At 61.0% G+C, this 16,447-nt stretch carries 19 protein-coding genes; 8 read left to right on the top strand and 11 right to left on the bottom strand.

Going from position 1 to position 16,447, the window contains the following annotated elements; translation table 11 throughout:
• Positions 1 to 85: 85 nt before the first annotated feature.
• From xerD to ffh, 6 genes are all read right to left on the bottom strand, one after another.
• Positions 86 to 982: a site-specific tyrosine recombinase XerD gene (gene xerD / locus ACODSV_RS10540; protein WP_017846134.1), complete on the bottom strand. Its 897-nt coding sequence runs from the start codon at positions 980 to 982 to the stop codon at positions 86 to 88.
• Positions 983 to 1,201: 219 nt separating this feature from the next.
• A complete protein-coding gene (gene rplS / locus ACODSV_RS10535) occupies positions 1,202 to 1,552 on the bottom strand; it encodes a 50S ribosomal protein L19 (protein ID WP_003175895.1) in 351 nt (116 codons plus the stop codon).
• Positions 1,553 to 1,597: 45 nt separating this feature from the next.
• Positions 1,598 to 2,371 (bottom strand): tRNA (guanosine(37)-N1)-methyltransferase TrmD, encoded by a 774-nt coding sequence (gene trmD, locus ACODSV_RS10530; RefSeq protein ID WP_024077235.1) that lies wholly within the window; start codon positions 2,369 to 2,371, stop codon positions 1,598 to 1,600.
• Positions 2,353 to 2,889 carry a ribosome maturation factor RimM gene (gene rimM, locus ACODSV_RS10525; protein ID WP_024077236.1) on the bottom strand — a complete coding sequence of 179 codons (537 nt, stop codon included), beginning with the start codon at positions 2,887 to 2,889 and terminating at the stop codon, positions 2,353 to 2,355. The genes trmD and rimM overlap by 19 nt, the downstream gene beginning before the upstream one ends.
• A gap of 5 nt (positions 2,890 to 2,894) precedes the next feature.
• Positions 2,895 to 3,146, bottom strand: coding sequence for a 30S ribosomal protein S16 (gene rpsP, locus ACODSV_RS10520; RefSeq protein ID WP_003175899.1), 252 nt, complete (start codon positions 3,144 to 3,146; stop codon positions 2,895 to 2,897).
• Between the two features lie 251 nt (positions 3,147 to 3,397).
• The gene (ffh, locus tag ACODSV_RS10515; protein ID WP_024077237.1) at positions 3,398 to 4,774 is read right to left on the bottom strand and encodes a signal recognition particle protein; all 1,377 of its coding nucleotides are present in this window, start codon (positions 4,772 to 4,774) and stop codon (positions 3,398 to 3,400) included.
• Positions 4,775 to 5,008: 234 nt separating this feature from the next.
• Here ffh and ACODSV_RS10510 point away from each other — a divergent pair, with 234 nt between their 5' ends.
• The 3 genes from ACODSV_RS10510 (at position 5,009) to ACODSV_RS10500 (ending at position 8,680) form a co-directional block, all read left to right on the top strand.
• Entirely contained in the window at positions 5,009 to 5,821 is an 813-nt protein-coding gene (locus ACODSV_RS10510) for a cytochrome C assembly family protein (RefSeq protein WP_024077238.1), read from the top strand.
• Between the two features lie 12 nt (positions 5,822 to 5,833).
• Complete coding sequence (locus tag ACODSV_RS10505) at positions 5,834 to 7,072, top strand: transporter associated domain-containing protein (protein ID WP_102625004.1); 1,239 nt, start codon at positions 5,834 to 5,836, stop codon at positions 7,070 to 7,072.
• A gap of 297 nt (positions 7,073 to 7,369) precedes the next feature.
• Complete coding sequence (locus tag ACODSV_RS10500; RefSeq protein WP_024077240.1) at positions 7,370 to 8,680, top strand: MFS transporter; 1,311 nt, start codon at positions 7,370 to 7,372, stop codon at positions 8,678 to 8,680.
• A 112-nt stretch (positions 8,681 to 8,792) separates the two neighbouring features.
• On the opposite strand, the gene purT is transcribed toward ACODSV_RS10500, so the two are convergent.
• From purT to ACODSV_RS10475, 5 genes are all read right to left on the bottom strand, one after another.
• The gene (purT, locus tag ACODSV_RS10495) at positions 8,793 to 9,974 is read right to left on the bottom strand and encodes a formate-dependent phosphoribosylglycinamide formyltransferase (protein ID WP_024077241.1); all 1,182 of its coding nucleotides are present in this window, start codon (positions 9,972 to 9,974) and stop codon (positions 8,793 to 8,795) included.
• Positions 9,975 to 10,043: 69 nt separating this feature from the next.
• Positions 10,044 to 10,511 (bottom strand): VUT family protein, encoded by a 468-nt coding sequence (locus ACODSV_RS10490; protein WP_024077242.1) that lies wholly within the window; start codon positions 10,509 to 10,511, stop codon positions 10,044 to 10,046.
• A gap of 164 nt (positions 10,512 to 10,675) precedes the next feature.
• Positions 10,676 to 10,891 carry a DUF1289 domain-containing protein gene (locus ACODSV_RS10485; protein ID WP_150055217.1) on the bottom strand — a complete coding sequence of 72 codons (216 nt, stop codon included), beginning with the start codon at positions 10,889 to 10,891 and terminating at the stop codon, positions 10,676 to 10,678.
• A complete protein-coding gene (locus ACODSV_RS10480; RefSeq protein WP_024077244.1) occupies positions 10,888 to 11,412 on the bottom strand; it encodes a gamma carbonic anhydrase family protein in 525 nt (174 codons plus the stop codon). Before ACODSV_RS10480 ends, ACODSV_RS10485 begins: the two co-directional genes overlap by 4 nt.
• Before the next feature lie 36 nt (positions 11,413 to 11,448).
• The gene (locus tag ACODSV_RS10475; RefSeq protein ID WP_024077245.1) at positions 11,449 to 12,051 is read right to left on the bottom strand and encodes a CoA pyrophosphatase; all 603 of its coding nucleotides are present in this window, start codon (positions 12,049 to 12,051) and stop codon (positions 11,449 to 11,451) included.
• Positions 12,052 to 12,197: 146 nt separating this feature from the next.
• On the opposite strand from ACODSV_RS10475, the gene ACODSV_RS10470 reads away from it, so the two are divergent.
• The 5 genes from ACODSV_RS10470 (at position 12,198) to ACODSV_RS10450 (ending at position 16,441) form a co-directional block, all read left to right on the top strand.
• Complete coding sequence (locus ACODSV_RS10470; RefSeq protein ID WP_150055216.1) at positions 12,198 to 12,746, top strand: NUDIX hydrolase; 549 nt, start codon at positions 12,198 to 12,200, stop codon at positions 12,744 to 12,746.
• Between the two features lie 37 nt (positions 12,747 to 12,783).
• Positions 12,784 to 13,287 carry a L,D-transpeptidase family protein gene (locus ACODSV_RS10465; protein ID WP_024077247.1) on the top strand — a complete coding sequence of 168 codons (504 nt, stop codon included), beginning with the start codon at positions 12,784 to 12,786 and terminating at the stop codon, positions 13,285 to 13,287.
• Positions 13,288 to 13,548: 261 nt separating this feature from the next.
• Positions 13,549 to 14,280 (top strand): GntR family transcriptional regulator, encoded by a 732-nt coding sequence (locus ACODSV_RS10460; protein ID WP_150095426.1) that lies wholly within the window; start codon positions 13,549 to 13,551, stop codon positions 14,278 to 14,280.
• A 51-nt stretch (positions 14,281 to 14,331) separates the two neighbouring features.
• Positions 14,332 to 15,438: an N-acetylglucosamine-6-phosphate deacetylase gene (nagA, locus tag ACODSV_RS10455; protein ID WP_150055215.1), complete on the top strand. Its 1,107-nt coding sequence runs from the start codon at positions 14,332 to 14,334 to the stop codon at positions 15,436 to 15,438.
• Positions 15,431 to 16,441, top strand: a complete 1,011-nt coding sequence (locus ACODSV_RS10450; RefSeq protein WP_150055218.1) for an SIS domain-containing protein — start codon at positions 15,431 to 15,433, stop codon at positions 16,439 to 16,441. Before nagA ends, ACODSV_RS10450 begins: the two co-directional genes overlap by 8 nt.
• Positions 16,442 to 16,447 lie beyond the last annotated feature (6 nt).

Below are 16,447 nucleotides of genomic sequence, written 5' to 3'. Positions count from 1 at the left end.
GGTCTGGGCCGTCCCCTTTGCTAACCGGCAAAGCCTACCACAGTTGGGCCGCAGGGCAGCCCGTGGCCTGATAAATTGGCGGTTTTCAACCACGCGGATGGTGCTTGGCGTGCATATCCTGCAAACGTGCCCGCGCCACATGGGTATAGATCTGGGTTGTGGATAAGTCACTGTGCCCGAGCAGCATTTGCACCACGCGCAAATCCGCACCGTGGTTGAGCAAATGGGTGGCGAACGCATGGCGCAAGGTATGTGGCGACAAGGACTTACCGATGCCCGCCACCTTGGCCTGGTGCTTGATGCGGTGCCAGAAGGTCTGGCGGGTCATCTGTTCGCCGCGCTGGCTGGGGAACAGCACATCGCTGGGGCGCCCACCGAGCAGTTCGCCACGGGCATCGCGCATGTAGCGTTCAACCCACACAATCGCCTCCTCCCCCATCGGCACCAACCGTTCCTTGCTGCCCTTGCCCATCACCCGCAGCACGCCCTGGCGCAGGTTGACCTGCTCCAGGGTCAGGCTGATCAACTCGGTCACCCGCAGGCCGCAGGCGTACAGCACCTCGAGCATGGCGCGGTCGCGCTGGCCGATGGCCTCGCTCAGGTCGGGCGCGGCGAGCAAGGCATCCACGTCGGCTTCAGACAGGGATTTGGGCAAAGGCCTACCGAGTTGTGGCATATCCACCTGCAACGTCGGGTCGAGGGCAATGAGCTTTTCCCGCAGCAAGTAGCGATAAAAACCACGCACACCGGAAAGGAAACGCGCAGTCGAACGGGGCTTGTAGTTCTGCTCCAGGCGCCAGGCCAGATGGTCAAGGATCAGCTCGCGACCAGCATTGATCAGCTCGAGGTTTTTTTCCTGCAACCAGCCGTTGAACAGTGCCAGGTCGCTGCGATAAGCCTGACGGGTGTTGTCCGAAAGGCCTTTCTCCAACCAGAGGGCGTCGAGGAAGCGGTCGATCAAGGGGTGGTCGATGGCAGGCATGGTGACTCAGGCAGGTAAAGGTGATGTCGGGTAGATCCTATCGCGCGCAAGCCCACTCCCACAGTTTTTTGTGTCTTACTCGATTGCGCGAACCGCAGCGATCAACTGTGGGGGCAGGTTTGCTCGCGATAGCCGCCACGTAGTCCCGGATTTTTCAACAAATTCCAGGCACAAAAAAGCAGCCCGTAGGCTGCTTTTTTCTGCATCGGGAAGCTGGACTTAAGCCAGTTTTTCCTTGATGCGAGCTGCTTTACCGGACAGGTCACGCAGGTAGTACAGCTTGGCTTTACGTACGTCACCGCGACGCTTAACGGCCATGCTGTCGATTTGCGGGCTGTAGGTCTGGAAAGTACGCTCTACGCCAACACCGTTGGAGATTTTACGAACAGTGAAAGCACTGTTCACACCACGGTTACGCTTGGCGATTACCACGCCTTCGAACGCTTGCAGACGCGAACGGTCGCCTTCCTTCACTTTCACCTGAACGACAATGGTGTCGCCTGGGGCAAAGGTAGGGATCTCTTTGGTCATCTGCTCTGCTTCGAGTGCAAGGATGATTTTGTTAGTCATGCTGTGCTCCTAAGGTAAGTCGTCGGACCTACCATCGATACGTTGTTAACTATCGTCCCGCGCGAGGATGTATTCCTCGAGCAGCTTCTTCTCTTCTCCAGAAAGCGAGCGGCTTTCCAGAAGATCGGCGCGTCGTTCATAGGTCCGACCAAGGGACTGCTGTAAACGCCAACGCCGGATGTGTGCGTGATTGCCACTTAGCAATACGTCGGGAACACGCTGATCCGCATACACCTCCGGACGGGTGTAGTGCGGGCAATCCAGCAAACCATCCGTGAAGGAATCTTCCTCCGCAGAGTCCGCATGCCCTAAAGCTCCAGGCAGCAGTCGTGTAACCGCATCTATCAGGACCATCGCCGGCAGCTCACCGCCAGACAGGACATAGTCCCCAATCGACCACTCTTCATCGACATGAGCTTCAATAAAACGCTCGTCAATGCCTTCATAGCGACCGGCAATCAGGATCAGTGCTTCCTCATTCGCCAGTTCGCGTACCGCCGCCTGTTTCAGCTGACGGCCTTGAGGGGACAGGTAAATCACCTTCGCCTTCTCCCCGGCGGCGGCCTTGGCCTGAACCAACGCGTCTTCCAGGGGCTTGATCTTCATCACCATGCCCGGGCCACCGCCAAATGGGCGATCGTCCACAGTGTGATGTCGATCCGTCGTGTAGTCTCGCGGGTTCCAACAGGTCAGCTGCAACAGCCCCTGTTTCACCGCCCGACTGGTGATGCCGTACTCGCTGATGGCGGAGAACATCTCGGGAAACAAACTGATCACTTCAATGCGCAAATTAGCCACGCTTAGAAGTCCGCGTCCCATTCCACCTTCATCTCGCCCGCTACCAGGTCGACAGCCAACACGCATTGCTCGGTATAGGGCAACAGGCGTTCGCGATCATCCAGGCTGCCAGCGCAAGGCTTGACCACCATTACATCATTGGCGCCGGTTTCCAGAAGATGATCGATTTTCCCGAACAATTGCCCGAGTTGATCGATAACCTTCAGACCTTCCAGCTGGTACCAGTAGTACTCGCCATCGGTCAATTCAGGGAACAGGTTGCGCGGCACGCAGATCTCATAACCAGCCAGAAGACGAGCTTCTTCACGATCATCAAGACCCTTGAGCTTTGCGACCAGGAACTTATCGCTCCCGCGTCCACTGACCAGCTCGACCTGTTTCACACTACCTTCGCGCTTGAGCGTCCAGGTCTTGTACTGCAACAGGTTTTCAGTCGGATCAGTAAAGGAATACACCTTCACTTCGCCGCGAACGCCATGAACAGAATAAATCTTGCCGATAACGATCAAATCATCAGCAACAGCTGGCGTCGCGTTCATATTGCTCAGGCTGCGGCCTTAGCCGAGTCCTTCAACAACTTAGCAACACGCTCGGAAGGCTGTGCACCAACGCTCAGCCAGTAGGCTACGCGCTCTTGGTTCACGGACAGACGAACTTCTTGACCACGAGCAACAGGGTTGAAGAAACCAACCTGTTCCTTGTGCGAACCGTCGCGCGGGTTGCGGCTGTCGGTTACGGTCAAGTGGTAAAACGGGCGCTTTTTGGAGCCGCCAAGGGCAAGACGGATTGTTAGCATGTGAACATCGTTCCTGTAGTCGGTGCTGCAAATCTAAATGCACAGCGGGCATAGGTGCCCGAAAGGCCGCATATTCTAAGGAATATCCGGACTTTTGCAAATGTCTTTTTCTGGCGCCTATCAGCGTGCCATTCAGATCTGCTATAGAGCCGTCGGTTAAAACGGCGAGTCAGCGCCCGCCAATCGCGGGTTTGCTGGAGATCCCACGTCCCTGTGGGTCGGAGCAGGAGCTGGGCTCCCGCTCGAAATCTTTACATCTTGGGCATGCCGCCGCCGGGCAACATACCGCCCATGCCGCGCATCATCTTGGCCATTCCGCCCTTGGCGGAGAACTTCTTCATCATCTTCTGCATCTGCTTGTGCTGCTTGATCAAGCGACCGATGTCCTGCACCTGGGTGCCGGAACCCATGGCGATCCGACGCTTGCGCGAACCGCTGATCAGCTCAGGGTCGCGGCGCTCGGCCGGGGTCATGGAGTTGATGATGGCTTCCATCTGCTTGAACTGCTTCTCTGCCGCACCCTGGGCGTTGCCCATTTGCGCCAGGTTCACACCGCCGATATTCGGCAGCTTGTCCATCAAGCCGCCGAGGCCGCCCATGTTCTTCATCTGCTGCAGCTGGTCGCGGAAGTCTTCGAGGTCGAAGCCCTTGCCCTTCTTCAGCTTCTTGGCCAGTTTATCGGCCTTGTCTTTATCGAGAGTCGCTTCGGCCTGCTCGATCAGGCTGAGCACGTCGCCCATGCCGAGGATACGCGAAGCGATCCGCTCAGGGTGAAACGGCTCGAGCGCATCGCTCTTCTCGCCCATACCGATGAACTTGATCGGCTTGCCGGTGATTGCGCGCACCGACAGCGCAGCACCGCCACGGGCATCGCCGTCGACCTTGGTCAGGATCACGCCGGTCAGCGGCAGTGCATCACCAAAGGCCTTGGCGGTGTTGGCCGCATCCTGGCCGGTCATGGCGTCGACCACGAACAGGGTCTCGACCGGGTTGATCGCGGCATGCAGCGCCTTGATCTCGCCCATCATTTCTTCATCGATGTGCAGGCGACCAGCGGTATCGACGATGACCACGTCGATGAATTTCAGTCTTGCTTCTTTAATAGCCGCATTGGCGATGTCGACCGGCTTCTGGCTCAGGTCGGACGGGAAGAAGGTCACGCCCACTTCGCCCGCGAGCATTTCCAACTGCTTGATGGCCGCCGGACGATAGACGTCAGCCGACACCACCATCACGGATTTCTTCTTGCGCTCTTTAAGGAAGCGCGCCAGCTTGCCGGCGGTGGTGGTCTTGCCCGCACCTTGCAGACCGGCCATCAACACGACGGCCGGTGGCACGGCGCTGAGGTTCAGGTCTTCGTTGGCCGCGCCCATCAGGCTTTCGAGCTCGGCCTGGACGATCTTCACAAAGGCCTGGCCCGGCGTCAGGCTGCGGGACACTTCGGTGCCGACCGCACGCTCCTTGACCGAGTTGACGAAGTCCTTGACCACAGGCAAGGCGACGTCGGCTTCCAGCAACGCCATGCGCACTTCGCGCAGGGTGTCTTTAATATTGTCCTCGGTCAGCTTGGCCTTGCCGGTAACGTGGCGCAGCGTCTGCGAGAGACGGTCAGTCAAGTTTTCAAACATGCGCGATCCTTTCAGGCCCTATTCATCGAAATGCATTGGTAGACCGAGGTAATGACGGCCCAGGCTGTGGTAAATCGCTATTAAAAACAGCGCTCGGCGAGCCTGCGGCGTGGGCAGGTCGCGGATTATAGCGAAGACTGCGCCTGTGCACACCCGCTGTCTGGCCTTGGAGTCTTTCGTGGAACGCAGGGGTATGCCAAACTCAGCGCCTTTCGGGCTTGCCTAACAGGATTTATGCTCCCTTTGTCACCCAGTTTGCTACCCAGTCTCGCCGCCGCCTTCTTATATGCCGCTGCGACCCTCTATCAGGGCACCCGCCTGGCCAAATGCGCCAAGGCCGACAAGCGCCTGTTGTCCGGCCTTGGCGCCCTCGCCTTGGTGGCACACGCCGCGAGCCTGTTCACCCACCTGATGACGCCGGTCGGCCTGGGCCTGGACTTTTTCAGCGCCGCCAGCCTGATTGCCGCTGCCGTGATCGCCTTGACGCTGATCGCCTGCGCACGTATCCCGGTGGAAAACCTGCTGGTGCTGTTGTTCCCCCTGGGCCTGCTGACGGTGTTATTGGCGCAGTTCGCCCCCACCGGCACGGTGCAGGTGATCGATGAAGAGCCAGGCATCCTCGCGCATATCCTGTTGTCGATCCTCGCCTACGGCATGTTCACCATCGCGGTGTTCCAGGCTTTGCTCCTGCTGCTGCAGGACCACCAGCTCAAGCACAAGCACCCCTTGGGGCTGATCAAGAACTTCCCGCCGCTGCAAACCATGGAAAGCCTGCTGTTCGGTTTCCTGTGGGCCGGCTGGACCCTGCTCTCGCTGTCATTGATCTCTGGCTGGCTGTTCGTCGAAAACCTGTTTGCCCAGCACCTGGTACACAAGACCCTGCTGGCTTGCCTGGCCTGGGTAGTGTTCAGCGTGCTGCTGTGGGGCCGCAACCGCCTCGGCTGGCGCGGGCACAAGGCGATCCGTTGGACCCTGGCCGGTTTCTGCCTGCTGATGCTGGCCTATTTCGGCAGCAAGCTGGTCCGCGAATACATCCTGCATATCTGACGGGCAGCGATCATGGACAACTTGCCCCTGGGGCCGATGCTCGCGGTAATCGCCCTGCTGGTGTTATGGGCGGCGCTGTTTACCGCCATTGAAGCCGCACAGCAACACTTGCTGGCCCTGCGCCCCGGCACGCGCCAGGGTGACAAGGCCGCTGCCCGCCTGGGTTTTCCCCGCCACAGCCTGATCCTGTGCAACAGCCTGTGCCGCGCAGCAGTAGTGGTTCTGTGCACGTTGCTGGCGATGTATGCCTGGGCGCAAAACGGTCCCTGGCTCGGCTGGCTGATTTCCTGTGCCGTGCTGCTGATATTGGCCGACTACCTGCCCCGCGCGCTGGCCACCCGCCATCCGCAAGCAGTGCTGGGCTTCGGCAACACACTGCTGGGCGTGCCACTGAAAATCGTCTATCCCTTCGCCTGGCTGCTCAACGGCATCAGCCTGCTATTGCTGCGCCCCTTTGCGCGCAAGCCCGGCATCGTGAAGAAAAGCGACGAACCACTGCCCGACCATGATGACGAACCCGAGGCCGAGACCGAAGGCAACCGCACCCCTGGCCTGCCCGGCATCCACGCGCTGGACAACATCACGGTCAACGACATCCTGGTGCCGCGCAGCGAAGTGGAGGGCATCAACCTGGATGACTCGCTTGAAGCGATCATCGAGCAATTGCGCAACTCCCAACGCACCCGGCTGCCAGTGTTCCACAGCGATATCAACCAGGTCCAAGCCGTGCTCAACACCCGGCTGATCCAGCACCTGCTGCCGGATGCCAGCCTGACCAAGGAAGCCTTGCTTGCCGCCTGCTACGAACCCTACTTCGTCCCGGAAAGCACGCCGCTGCAACTGCAACTGCTGAACTTCCACAAGCAGCAACGACGCTTGGGCATGGTGGTGGACGAGTACGGCGAAGTGCTGGGCATCGTCACCCTGGAAGATATCCTCGAAGAAATTGTCGGCGAATTCGAAAGCGAACACAGTGTGGACAACCCGCATATCGAAGCGCAGGCGGATGGCCGCTATATCATCGACGGCGCCGCATCGATCCGCGAACTGAACAAGAGCCTGGCTTGGCACCTACCCAGCGACGGCCCCAAGACCCTCAATGGCCTGGTGACTGAAGCACTGGAAACCATTCCAGATTGTGCCGTATGCCTGAAGATCGGCCGCTATCGCCTGGAAATCCTTGAGACCGAGGATAACCGGGTGAGCAAGGTGCTGATCTGGCACACCAGCCGCGTACCCGTCGCCGCATAGCGTCCTGACTCAACGCATTCGAATGTGGGAGCCCCCCCTCCCACAATTGATCTGCCGCGATTGGCAGATCGCGCGCCCCCTTGTTGTATCGCCGGCCCCATTCCTATAATCCCTGCGGCTTACCCAAGCCCCGCCCGACCGCGTGCTATCCGCACTGAGCGCGTCCGGCACCGCTGCATCGTGTCTGACCGGTGTTTGCTCCCATCCCGAGCCGCTCCGCGCACTACCCTGATCCAAGGGGGTTCGACCCAATAATAATCCGCGTCCAAACGCGCAACGACCGTCAGGGATACCTCCATGAGCACCACCTATAACGAGGCCGCAACCGCCGCCCCGACCAACTCGACCGCCCGCGTTGCCACCGCCAGCATCGTCGGCACCGCCATCGAGTTCTACGATTTCTATATCTACGCCACCGCAGCGGCATTGGTGATCGGCCCGGTCTTCTTCCCGCAGTCGTCCGGTACCGCGCAGATGCTGGCGTCGTTCCTGACCTTCGGTATCGCGTTTATCGCCCGCCCGCTGGGTTCGGCGCTGTTCGGCCACTTTGGTGACCGTATCGGCCGCAAATCGACCCTGGTGGCCTCGCTGCTGCTGATGGGGGTGTGCACCACGCTGATCGGTTTGCTGCCGGGCTATGACAGCATTGGCGCCTGGGCGCCGATCCTGCTGTGTGTGCTGCGTTTCGGCCAAGGCCTGGGCCTTGGCGGGGAATGGGGTGGCGCCGCATTGCTGGCCACCGAGAACGCGCCCAAGGGCAAGCGCGCCTGGTTCGGCATGTTCCCGCAGTTGGGCCCATCGATCGGGTTTCTGGCAGCCAACGGCTTATTCCTGATCCTGGCCATGAACTTGAATGACGAGCAGTTCCGCAGCTGGGGCTGGCGTATCCCGTTCATCCTCAGCGCTGCCCTGGTGATGGTCGGCCTGTATGCGCGCTTGAAACTGCACGAAACCCCAGTGTTCGCCAACGCCGTGTCCAAGCAGGCGCCGGTGAAGGTGCCGTTGGTGGAGCTGTTCAGCCAGCATTGGCTGCCCGTCCTGCTGGGCGCCGCGTCGATGGTGGTGTGCTATGCACTGTTCTATATCACCACCGCGTTCTCCCTGAGCTATGGCGTTTCGACGCTGGGCTACAGCCGCGAAACGTTCCTTGGGTTGCTGTGCTTCGCGGTGCTGTTCATGGGGCTGGCGACACCGCTGGCGGCGCTGGCCAGTGATCGATTCGGGCGCAAGCCGGTGCTGATCGTCGGCGCGATCCTGGCCATCCTGTCGGGCTTCACCATGGAGCCGCTGTTGACCCACGGTTCGACCTGGGCCGTGGCGCTGTTCCTGGCGTTGGAGTTGTTCCTGATGGGGGTGACCTTCGCCCCAATGGGCGCGCTGCTGCCGGAATTGTTCCCGACCCGCGTGCGTTATACCGGGGCTTCGGCAGCGTATAACCTGGGCGGGATCGTCGGCGCATCGGCGGCACCGTTCTTCGCGACCAAGCTGGTGGCGATGGGTGGGCTGAGTTATGTCGGCGGGTATGTGTCGGCGGCAGCGTTGCTCAGCTTGATTGCGGTGCTGTGCCTGAAAGAGACGCGCAATAACGATCTGAATCGCGTCGTCTGATAGATCGCTATCGGGGGCAAGTCGAATCGTCGCACCGCCCCTCCCACATTTTGACCGCATTCCTACAGATTAAACGCGGTTAAGTGTGGGAGGGGCCTTGCCCCCGATGCTTTTAGAGCTCTACAACAACCGCTTGGGAAGCACGGGTCGCCTTGGCCCGAGCCGCTTCAATCGACTCATCCCGCGCCAGCGCCACGCCCATGCGGCGCTGGCCATTCACTTCAGGCTTACCAAACAGACGCAACGCCGTGTCCGGCTCGCTCAAGGCGGCGCCGAGGTTGGCGAATGCGGTCTGGGTCGACTGCCCTTCCACCAGGATCACCGCCGACGCCGAAGGGCCGAACTGGCGAATCAATGGAATCGGCAGGCCCAGGATGGCGCGGGCGTGCAGTGCGAATTGCGACAGGTCCTGGGAAATCAGGGTCACCAGGCCGGTATCGTGCGGGCGCGGCGACACTTCGCTGAACCATACCTGATCACCCTTGATGAACAGCTCCACGCCAAACAGGCCACGGCCACCCAGGGCGTCGGTTACGGCCTTGGCTACGCGCTCGGACTCCGCCAGGGCGATCGGGCTCATGGCCTGAGGCTGCCAGGATTCCTGATAGTCGCCTTTCTCCTGACGGTGGCCGACCGGCGCGCAGAAAGTGGTGCCGCCGATATGACGCACGGTCAGCAGGGTGATTTCGTAGTCGAAGTCGATAAAGCCTTCAATGATCACCCGGCCTTTACCGGCACGCCCGCCTTCCTGGGCGTAGTCCCAGGCTTTCTGCACGTCGTCGCTGCTGCGCAGCAGGCTCTGGCCCTTGCCCGAGGAACTCATCACCGGCTTGACCACGCACGGGAAGCCCAGGTCCTGCACGGCCTTGCTGTAGGCTTCGAAGGTGTCGGCGAAGTGGTACGGCGAGGTCGGCAGGTCCAGCTCTTCGGCGGCCAGGCGACGGATGCCTTCGCGGTTCATGGTCAGCGACGTGGCGCGCGCGGTCGGGATCACGGTGAAGCCTTCGGCCTCCAGCTCCACCAGGGTGGCGGTGGCGATGGCTTCGATTTCCGGCACGATGAAGTGCGGTTTTTCCGCCTCGATCACTGCACGCAGGGCGGCGCCGTCGAGCATGTTGATCACATGGCTACGGTGGGCAACCTGCATGGCCGGCGCGTTGGCGTAGCGATCCACGGCAATCACTTCAACGCCCAGGCGTTGCAGTTCGATTACCACTTCCTTGCCCAGCTCACCGCAGCCACACAGCAAAACGCGGGTCGCGGTTGGCGACAATGGAGTTCCGATTCGGGTCATCTCAGGTCCTCAGGGGAGCGGATCATGGGGAGAAAGGCCGGCATTTTACATGAACTGTAAAAATTGGCCTCAGTTGGCGACGGCGCGCTTGCGCAGACGCCAGGCCATGATCAGCCACACCACGGTGACCCCAGCGAATTTCGACGCCAGGGCGGTGCCCACCACCGCTGGGGTCAGAGCGCCGATCAAGCCGAAAAAGATAAAGGTATCGAGGGGAATGCTCAGCGCCGAGCTGATCCACAGGCGGTCATGAAGCGGGCGCCTGGTGATGCTGAACACCAGCCAGTCGATGCACTCGGACACCGCGAACGCCGTGGCACTGGCCAGGGCGATGGACGGATCGGAGGTGATATACGACAGCACCAGCGCCGCCAGCATGGCGAGGATCGCGCCGTGACCGAAACGGGTTTGCACCATGTCGCGCAGGATAAACACCAGGCCACCCCAGGCGGACCAGATCACATCCAGATGCGGCGCGGTGGAGAAGGCAAAGTTGATCAGCACGACGCTGCTGATGTAGGCGATCAGGAAGAGCATGGGGCGAGGGACCTGTGAACAAGGGGCACAGGGTACTTCACATTTTGAAATATGTCGTCTGGGAGGGCCTCATCGGGGGCAAGCCCCCTCCCACATTTTGACCGCATTTCTACAGATTAAACCCGGTTAAGTGTGGGAGGGGGCTTGCCCCCGATGGCGACCCATCAGGCGCCGGATTTACCAGAAGCCATAAACACCAACCCAGCCGCCACCGCCCGCTCATGACACAAGCCCAACACCACCCGGCGTTCGGCATTGTCCATGCGACTCCAACGCGTAATTTCATCCACCGTGCGCTGGCAGCCGGTGCAGAGATCGTCATCGTCCAATGCGCAAATGCTCACGCACGGCGAGGCGACAGGACGTTCAGTCGGGTTCATTCTGCCTGCTCGACCAGATCCCGCGCATAACGCTGGGCGTTATGCACATAGTGCGCAGCGCTGGCTTCGAGCATCTTCTTCTGAGCCTCGGTCAACTCACGCACCACTTTGCCCGGCGAGCCCATCACCAGCGAGCCATCGGGAATTTCCTTGCCTTCGCCGATCAGCGAGTTGGCGCCAATGATGCAGTGCTTGCCGATCTTCGCGCCGTTGAGGATCACCGCGTTGATGCCGATCAGGCTGTAGTCGTCGACCGTGCAGCCATGCAGCATGGCGTTATGGCCGATGGTCACACCGGTGCCAAGAGTCAGCGGATAGCCCATGTCGGTGTGCATCACGCTGCCGTCCTGCACGTTGCTGTTCTTGCCGATCAGGATCAGCTCGTTGTCGCCGCGCAACACCGCGTTGAACCAGACGTTGGCGCCCTCCTCCAGCCTGACCTTGCCCACCAGCGTGGCATTGGGAGCCACCCAGCTGTGTGGATGCGTCTCGACGCGGGCGTCGCCCAAGCGGTATTTCATGGTTTTTCCTCACGGCTTGCCATTGGAGACGATGGCTTAAGTATTGATGAAGCTCTTGGGTGGGTGATGCAGGCTGATATTGGCATCGTCGTAAAGCAGGTTGATCAGCTCGACAATCATAATGGCCGTAAGCCCCCAGATCTTGTATTCGCCAAACCGGTAGCTCGGCACATACCAACTGCGCCCTTGGTAGTCGATGCGGTGCGTATGCTCGCGAGGGTCCTGGCGGAAAAAATCGAGGGGCACACTGAAGACAGCGGCGATTTCGGCGTCGTTGGCCAGGTATTCGACGTAATCGGGGATCACGCCCACATACGGGGTGACGCGAATGCCATGCAGGGAAATCAGTGGGCTCAAGGGGCCGATCACCTCGACCAGGCCAGGCGGCAGGCCGATTTCTTCTTCGGCCTCGCGCAAGGCGGTAAAGATCAGGTCCGGGTCTTCCGGATCGCGGCGCCCGCCAGGAAACGCGACTTCGCCGCCATGGGTCGACAGGCCGCTGGCGCGCAGGGTCAGGATCAGCTCAGGTTCGTCACTGCGGGTAATCGGCACCAGCACGGCGGCCTCGGGGAAACGCCCGTCGGTTTCCAGCGTATGCGGCGTGTGATTGCTTACCCGGCGAAGTAGCTCGTCCAGCATGAGTCATCTCGATCTGTTGGCTACCTTGCATCATGCACCAAAGCTGCCGGGCGCCCAACCCCAAAACCTGAGGGCTGTCGCGAAACGACAACTTGCAGGGCCCTGCCGCCCACGCCAAGATAGACGCACTTTCCAGGAACCCCAGCATGAACTTCTGCAGCCAGTGCGGTAAACCGGTCACCCAACGCATTCCCGAAGGCGACGCACGCCTGCGCTTTGTGTGTGATCACTGTCAGACCATTCACTACCAGAACCCTAATATCGTTGCCGGCACCGTGCCAGTGTGGGGTGATCAAGTGCTGCTGTGCCGCCGTGCCATCGAGCCACGCCTGGGCTACTGGACCTTGCCTGCGGGCTTCATGGAGAACGGCGAGACCGTGGAACAGGCCGCCATGCGCGAAACCATGGAAGAAGCCTGTGCCCGCGTGCGCAACCTGAGCATCTATACGTTGATCGATGTACCGCACATCAGCCAGGTGCATGTGTTCTATCGCGCCGAGCTGATGGACCTGGACTTCGCCGCCGGCCCCGAGAGCCTGGAAGTCAAACTGTTCAACGAAGCCGATATCCCGTGGTCCGAGCTGGCGTTCCGTACCGTCGGGCGGACCCTGGAGTATTTCTTTGCCGACCGTCGGCAGCAATCATTCCCGGTGCGCAGCGAAGCTATACCGCCGCTGTCCAAGCCCGCCCAATAACAATCCTGCCGATCGTCGCCAAAGGGAAGTCGTTTTAATGCGTTGGTTGTTTGCTTTGCTCTGCCTGTCGTTCGCCACGTTGTCGCCGGCTTCCACCCTGGAAACCCTGGGCGGCAAAACGGTCGAGAAAATCCTGGTCCTCAAGTCCGCCCATCAGTTGCAATTGATCAATGACGGCAAGCCCCTCAAGACCTATCGCATTTCCCTGGGTAAAAACCCCAAGGGGCCCAAGCTGTTCGAGGGCGACCGTCGCACACCGGAAGGCCTCTACTGGATTGACTGGCGCAAGACCAGCGACAGCTACTACCTGTCGATGCACATCTCCTACCCCAATATCAGTGATTCTGCGCGCGCCCGCCGCGAGGGCGTGAAGCCCGGCAGCATGATCATGATCCACGGCACGCCCGACAGCGAAGACTACCCGGAGCAGTTGTTCCACACCCTGGACTGGACCGACGGCTGTATCGGCATGCGTAACGTCGATATGCGTGAAGTCTGGAACCTGGTCAAGGACGGCACCCTGATCGAGATCCGGCCGTAGCCTTCGACCGTTGGTAGATTAATTAAAAAAATTTCCTGCCCTCGGCAGCGCCTGCCGGTGAATACCAGTTCACCCCGCGGGCTGCGCAGCTCTGCGCGTCCAAAAGACCTCTCTAATACCACTTGATACCACGCACCATTAGCATGCCCTGAAACCACTGCCCGCACTGTTTTGGCAGCATTGACATGGTATTTAAGTGGTATTAATTTCCAGCCATTACCGGGCGACAACACTCCAATAACCGCATCGGAAACCTTAACGATGACCCCCATCCTGACGCTGCGCCCCGACGGCAAACAATCCACGCCGCTGTACCTGCAATTGGCCCGCAACCTGGAAGCGGCGATCCATGCCGGCCAGTGGAAATCCGAACAGGCGCTGCCATCGGAACGCGCCCTCAGCGAGCAATTGAGCATTTCCCGGGTCACCGCCCGCAAGGCACTGGAAGTGTTGTTTGCCCAAGGCCTGATCCGCCGCAGCCAGGGCTCTGGCACCTTCATCACGCCTCGCCTGGAGCAACCGCTGTCGCGCCTGTCGGGCTTCAGCGAGATGCTGCGGCTCAAGGGCTTCGTACCCAGTTCGCAGTGGCTGGAACGCGAAATCACCCCGCCGACCCACGAAGAGCTGATCCGCCTGGGCCTGTCACCGACTGACAAAGTGGCGCGGCTCAAGCGCCTGCGTAAGGCTGATGACACGGTAATGGCAATCGAAATGACCGCCATGCCCGCCTCGGTGCTGCCGCACCCACAAGCCATCGGTAACTCGCTGTACGAATACCTCGAAGGCATCGGCAAACCCATCGTGCGCGCCTTGCAGCATATCCAGGCGATCAATGCCTCGGACGAATTCGCCACGCTGGTCGGCATTGCACCAGGCACCGCCATGCTGCTGATGACCCGTGTCGGCTACACCGCCGACAACACGCCGATTGAAATCACCGACACCTACTGCCGCAACGACTACTACGACTTTGTCGCCGAGCTTCGACGTTAGAAAGCCGCGTCGATATGACTTTGCCGCGAATGCGGCCTTAGAGAACTGCCCATGTCCGAAGACAACATCCTGACGCCCCACGGCTGGATTCGCGGCCGCGTGGTCCATGAACACGGCAAGGTCGTCGCCATTGAAGGCGCGCCTTGCGACCCAGCCGACAACGACCTGCCCTACCTGCTGCCAGGCTTTATTGACCTGCACGTCCATGGCGGCGGCGGCAAAGACATCATGGAAGGCATCGACGCGTTCGAGACCATCACCGGCACCCATGTGCGCTTTGGCACCACCTCGCTGCTGGCCACCACCATGACCGCGCCGGTCGAGGAAATTTCCCGCGTGCTGGGCGATATCGGTACCTATAGCGAAAACCGTCCAATCGGCACCGCCCGCGTATTGGGTGTGCACCTGGAAGGTCCTTACATCAACCCAGGCAAACTCGGCGCGCAGCCCAACTTCGCCCACACCGCATTGATGGCGGAAGTGGAAGCCTATCTGCGACTGGCGCCGATCCGCGTGATCACCATCGCCCCGGAAATCGCCGGGCATGACAGTCTGATCCGCGCCCTCAGTGCACGTGGTGTGCGCATGCAGATCGGCCACACCCTGGGCAGCTATGAAGAAGGCGTCGCCGCCCTCGCCGCTGGCGCTACCAGCTTCACCCACCTGTACAACGCCATGAGCCCGCTGCATCACCGCGAGCCTGGCATCGTGGGGGCCGCGCTGGCCCATGCACAGTACGCCGAACTGATCCCGGACTTGCTGCACGTCCACCCTGGCGCCATGCGCGTGGCCCTGCGTTCGATCCCGTGCCTGTATTGCGTCACCGACTCCACCGCCGCCGCCGGCATGCCGGACGGCGAATACAAGCTGGGCAGCCACACCGTGACCAAATGCCTGGGCGGCGTGCGCCTGGCCGACGGCACCCTCGCCGGCAGCACCCTGACCATGGACCAGGCGCTTCGCAACCTGGTGAAAATCGGCTTGCCCATCAGCGAAGCCTCACAACGCCTGTCGCAATTTCCCGCGGACTACCTCGGCCTGGAAGAACGCGGGCGCCTACAACCCGGCAGCTTTGCCGACTGCGTGCGCCTGGACCGTTCCCTGCACCTCACCGACGTCATGGTCGAAGGAGAAGCCATTGTCTTCCAAAATGCTTGAAGAGGCCTTGGCCTCCTGTGACGCCGTCGCGGCGCAGTTGCAATGTCTGAACCCGCTGCTGGAAGAGGTCGCCGGCCGCCTGCGCCGCCAGCCGCCGCAAGTGGCGATGACCATCGCCCGTGGCAGTTCGGACCACGCCGCCAGCTACTTCGCCTACCTGGCCATGCAGCACGTGGGCATTCCGGTGGCGTCGTTGCCGATGTCGGTGGTGACCTTGCTGCAAGCGCCCTTGAAGGTCAGCGGCCAGGTGGCTTTCGGGTTTTCCCAGTCCGGCCAGAGCCCGGACCTGGTCGATAGCCTGCGCCTGCTGCGCAAACGCGGCGCCTTGAGCATTTCGCTGGTCAACGCCGAAGACTCGCCGCTGCAAGCCGCTTGCGAATTCCACCTGCCGCTGTGCGCCGGGCCGGAACAAAGCGTGGCCGCGACCAAAAGCTTTATCGCTACCCTCAGCGCCAGCGCGCAGTTGATCGGCCACTGGAACCAGGAAGCGGATTTGTTGCAAGCCTGCCACGCGCTGCCCGATCACCTGCGCGAAGCCGCCAGGCAGGATTGGACGAAAGCCATCGACGCCCTGCGCGGCTGCCAGCAATTGATGGTGATCGGCCGTGGCGCCGGGTTTGCCATCGCCCAGGAAGCCGCGCTCAAGCTCAAGGAAACCTCGGCGATCCAGGCCGAAGCCTTCAGCAGCGCCGAAGTGCGCCACGGGCCGATGGCCTTGATCGACGAAAACTACCCGCTGCTGGTGTTCGCTCCCCGCGGCGCCGAACAACCGGGATTGCTGAGCCTGGCCGCCGACATGCGCCAACGCGGCGCCCGCGTATTGTTGGCCGCGCCGGACGATATCGCCGAACGCGACCTGACCTTGAGCCGCGCCGAACACCCGAGCCTGGACCCGATTCTGGCCATCCAGAGTTTCTACGTGATGGCCGCCGGCCTGGCGGTCGCCCGTGGAATGGACCCCGACCAGCCACGCCACCTGAGCAAAGTGACCCGCACTCACTGAGTCGAT

This window comes from Pseudomonas sp. FG86 (assembly GCF_057808775.1).
Note: the sequence above shows the minus strand (reverse complement) of the source record. Positions and strands in the feature narration are given on the sequence as shown.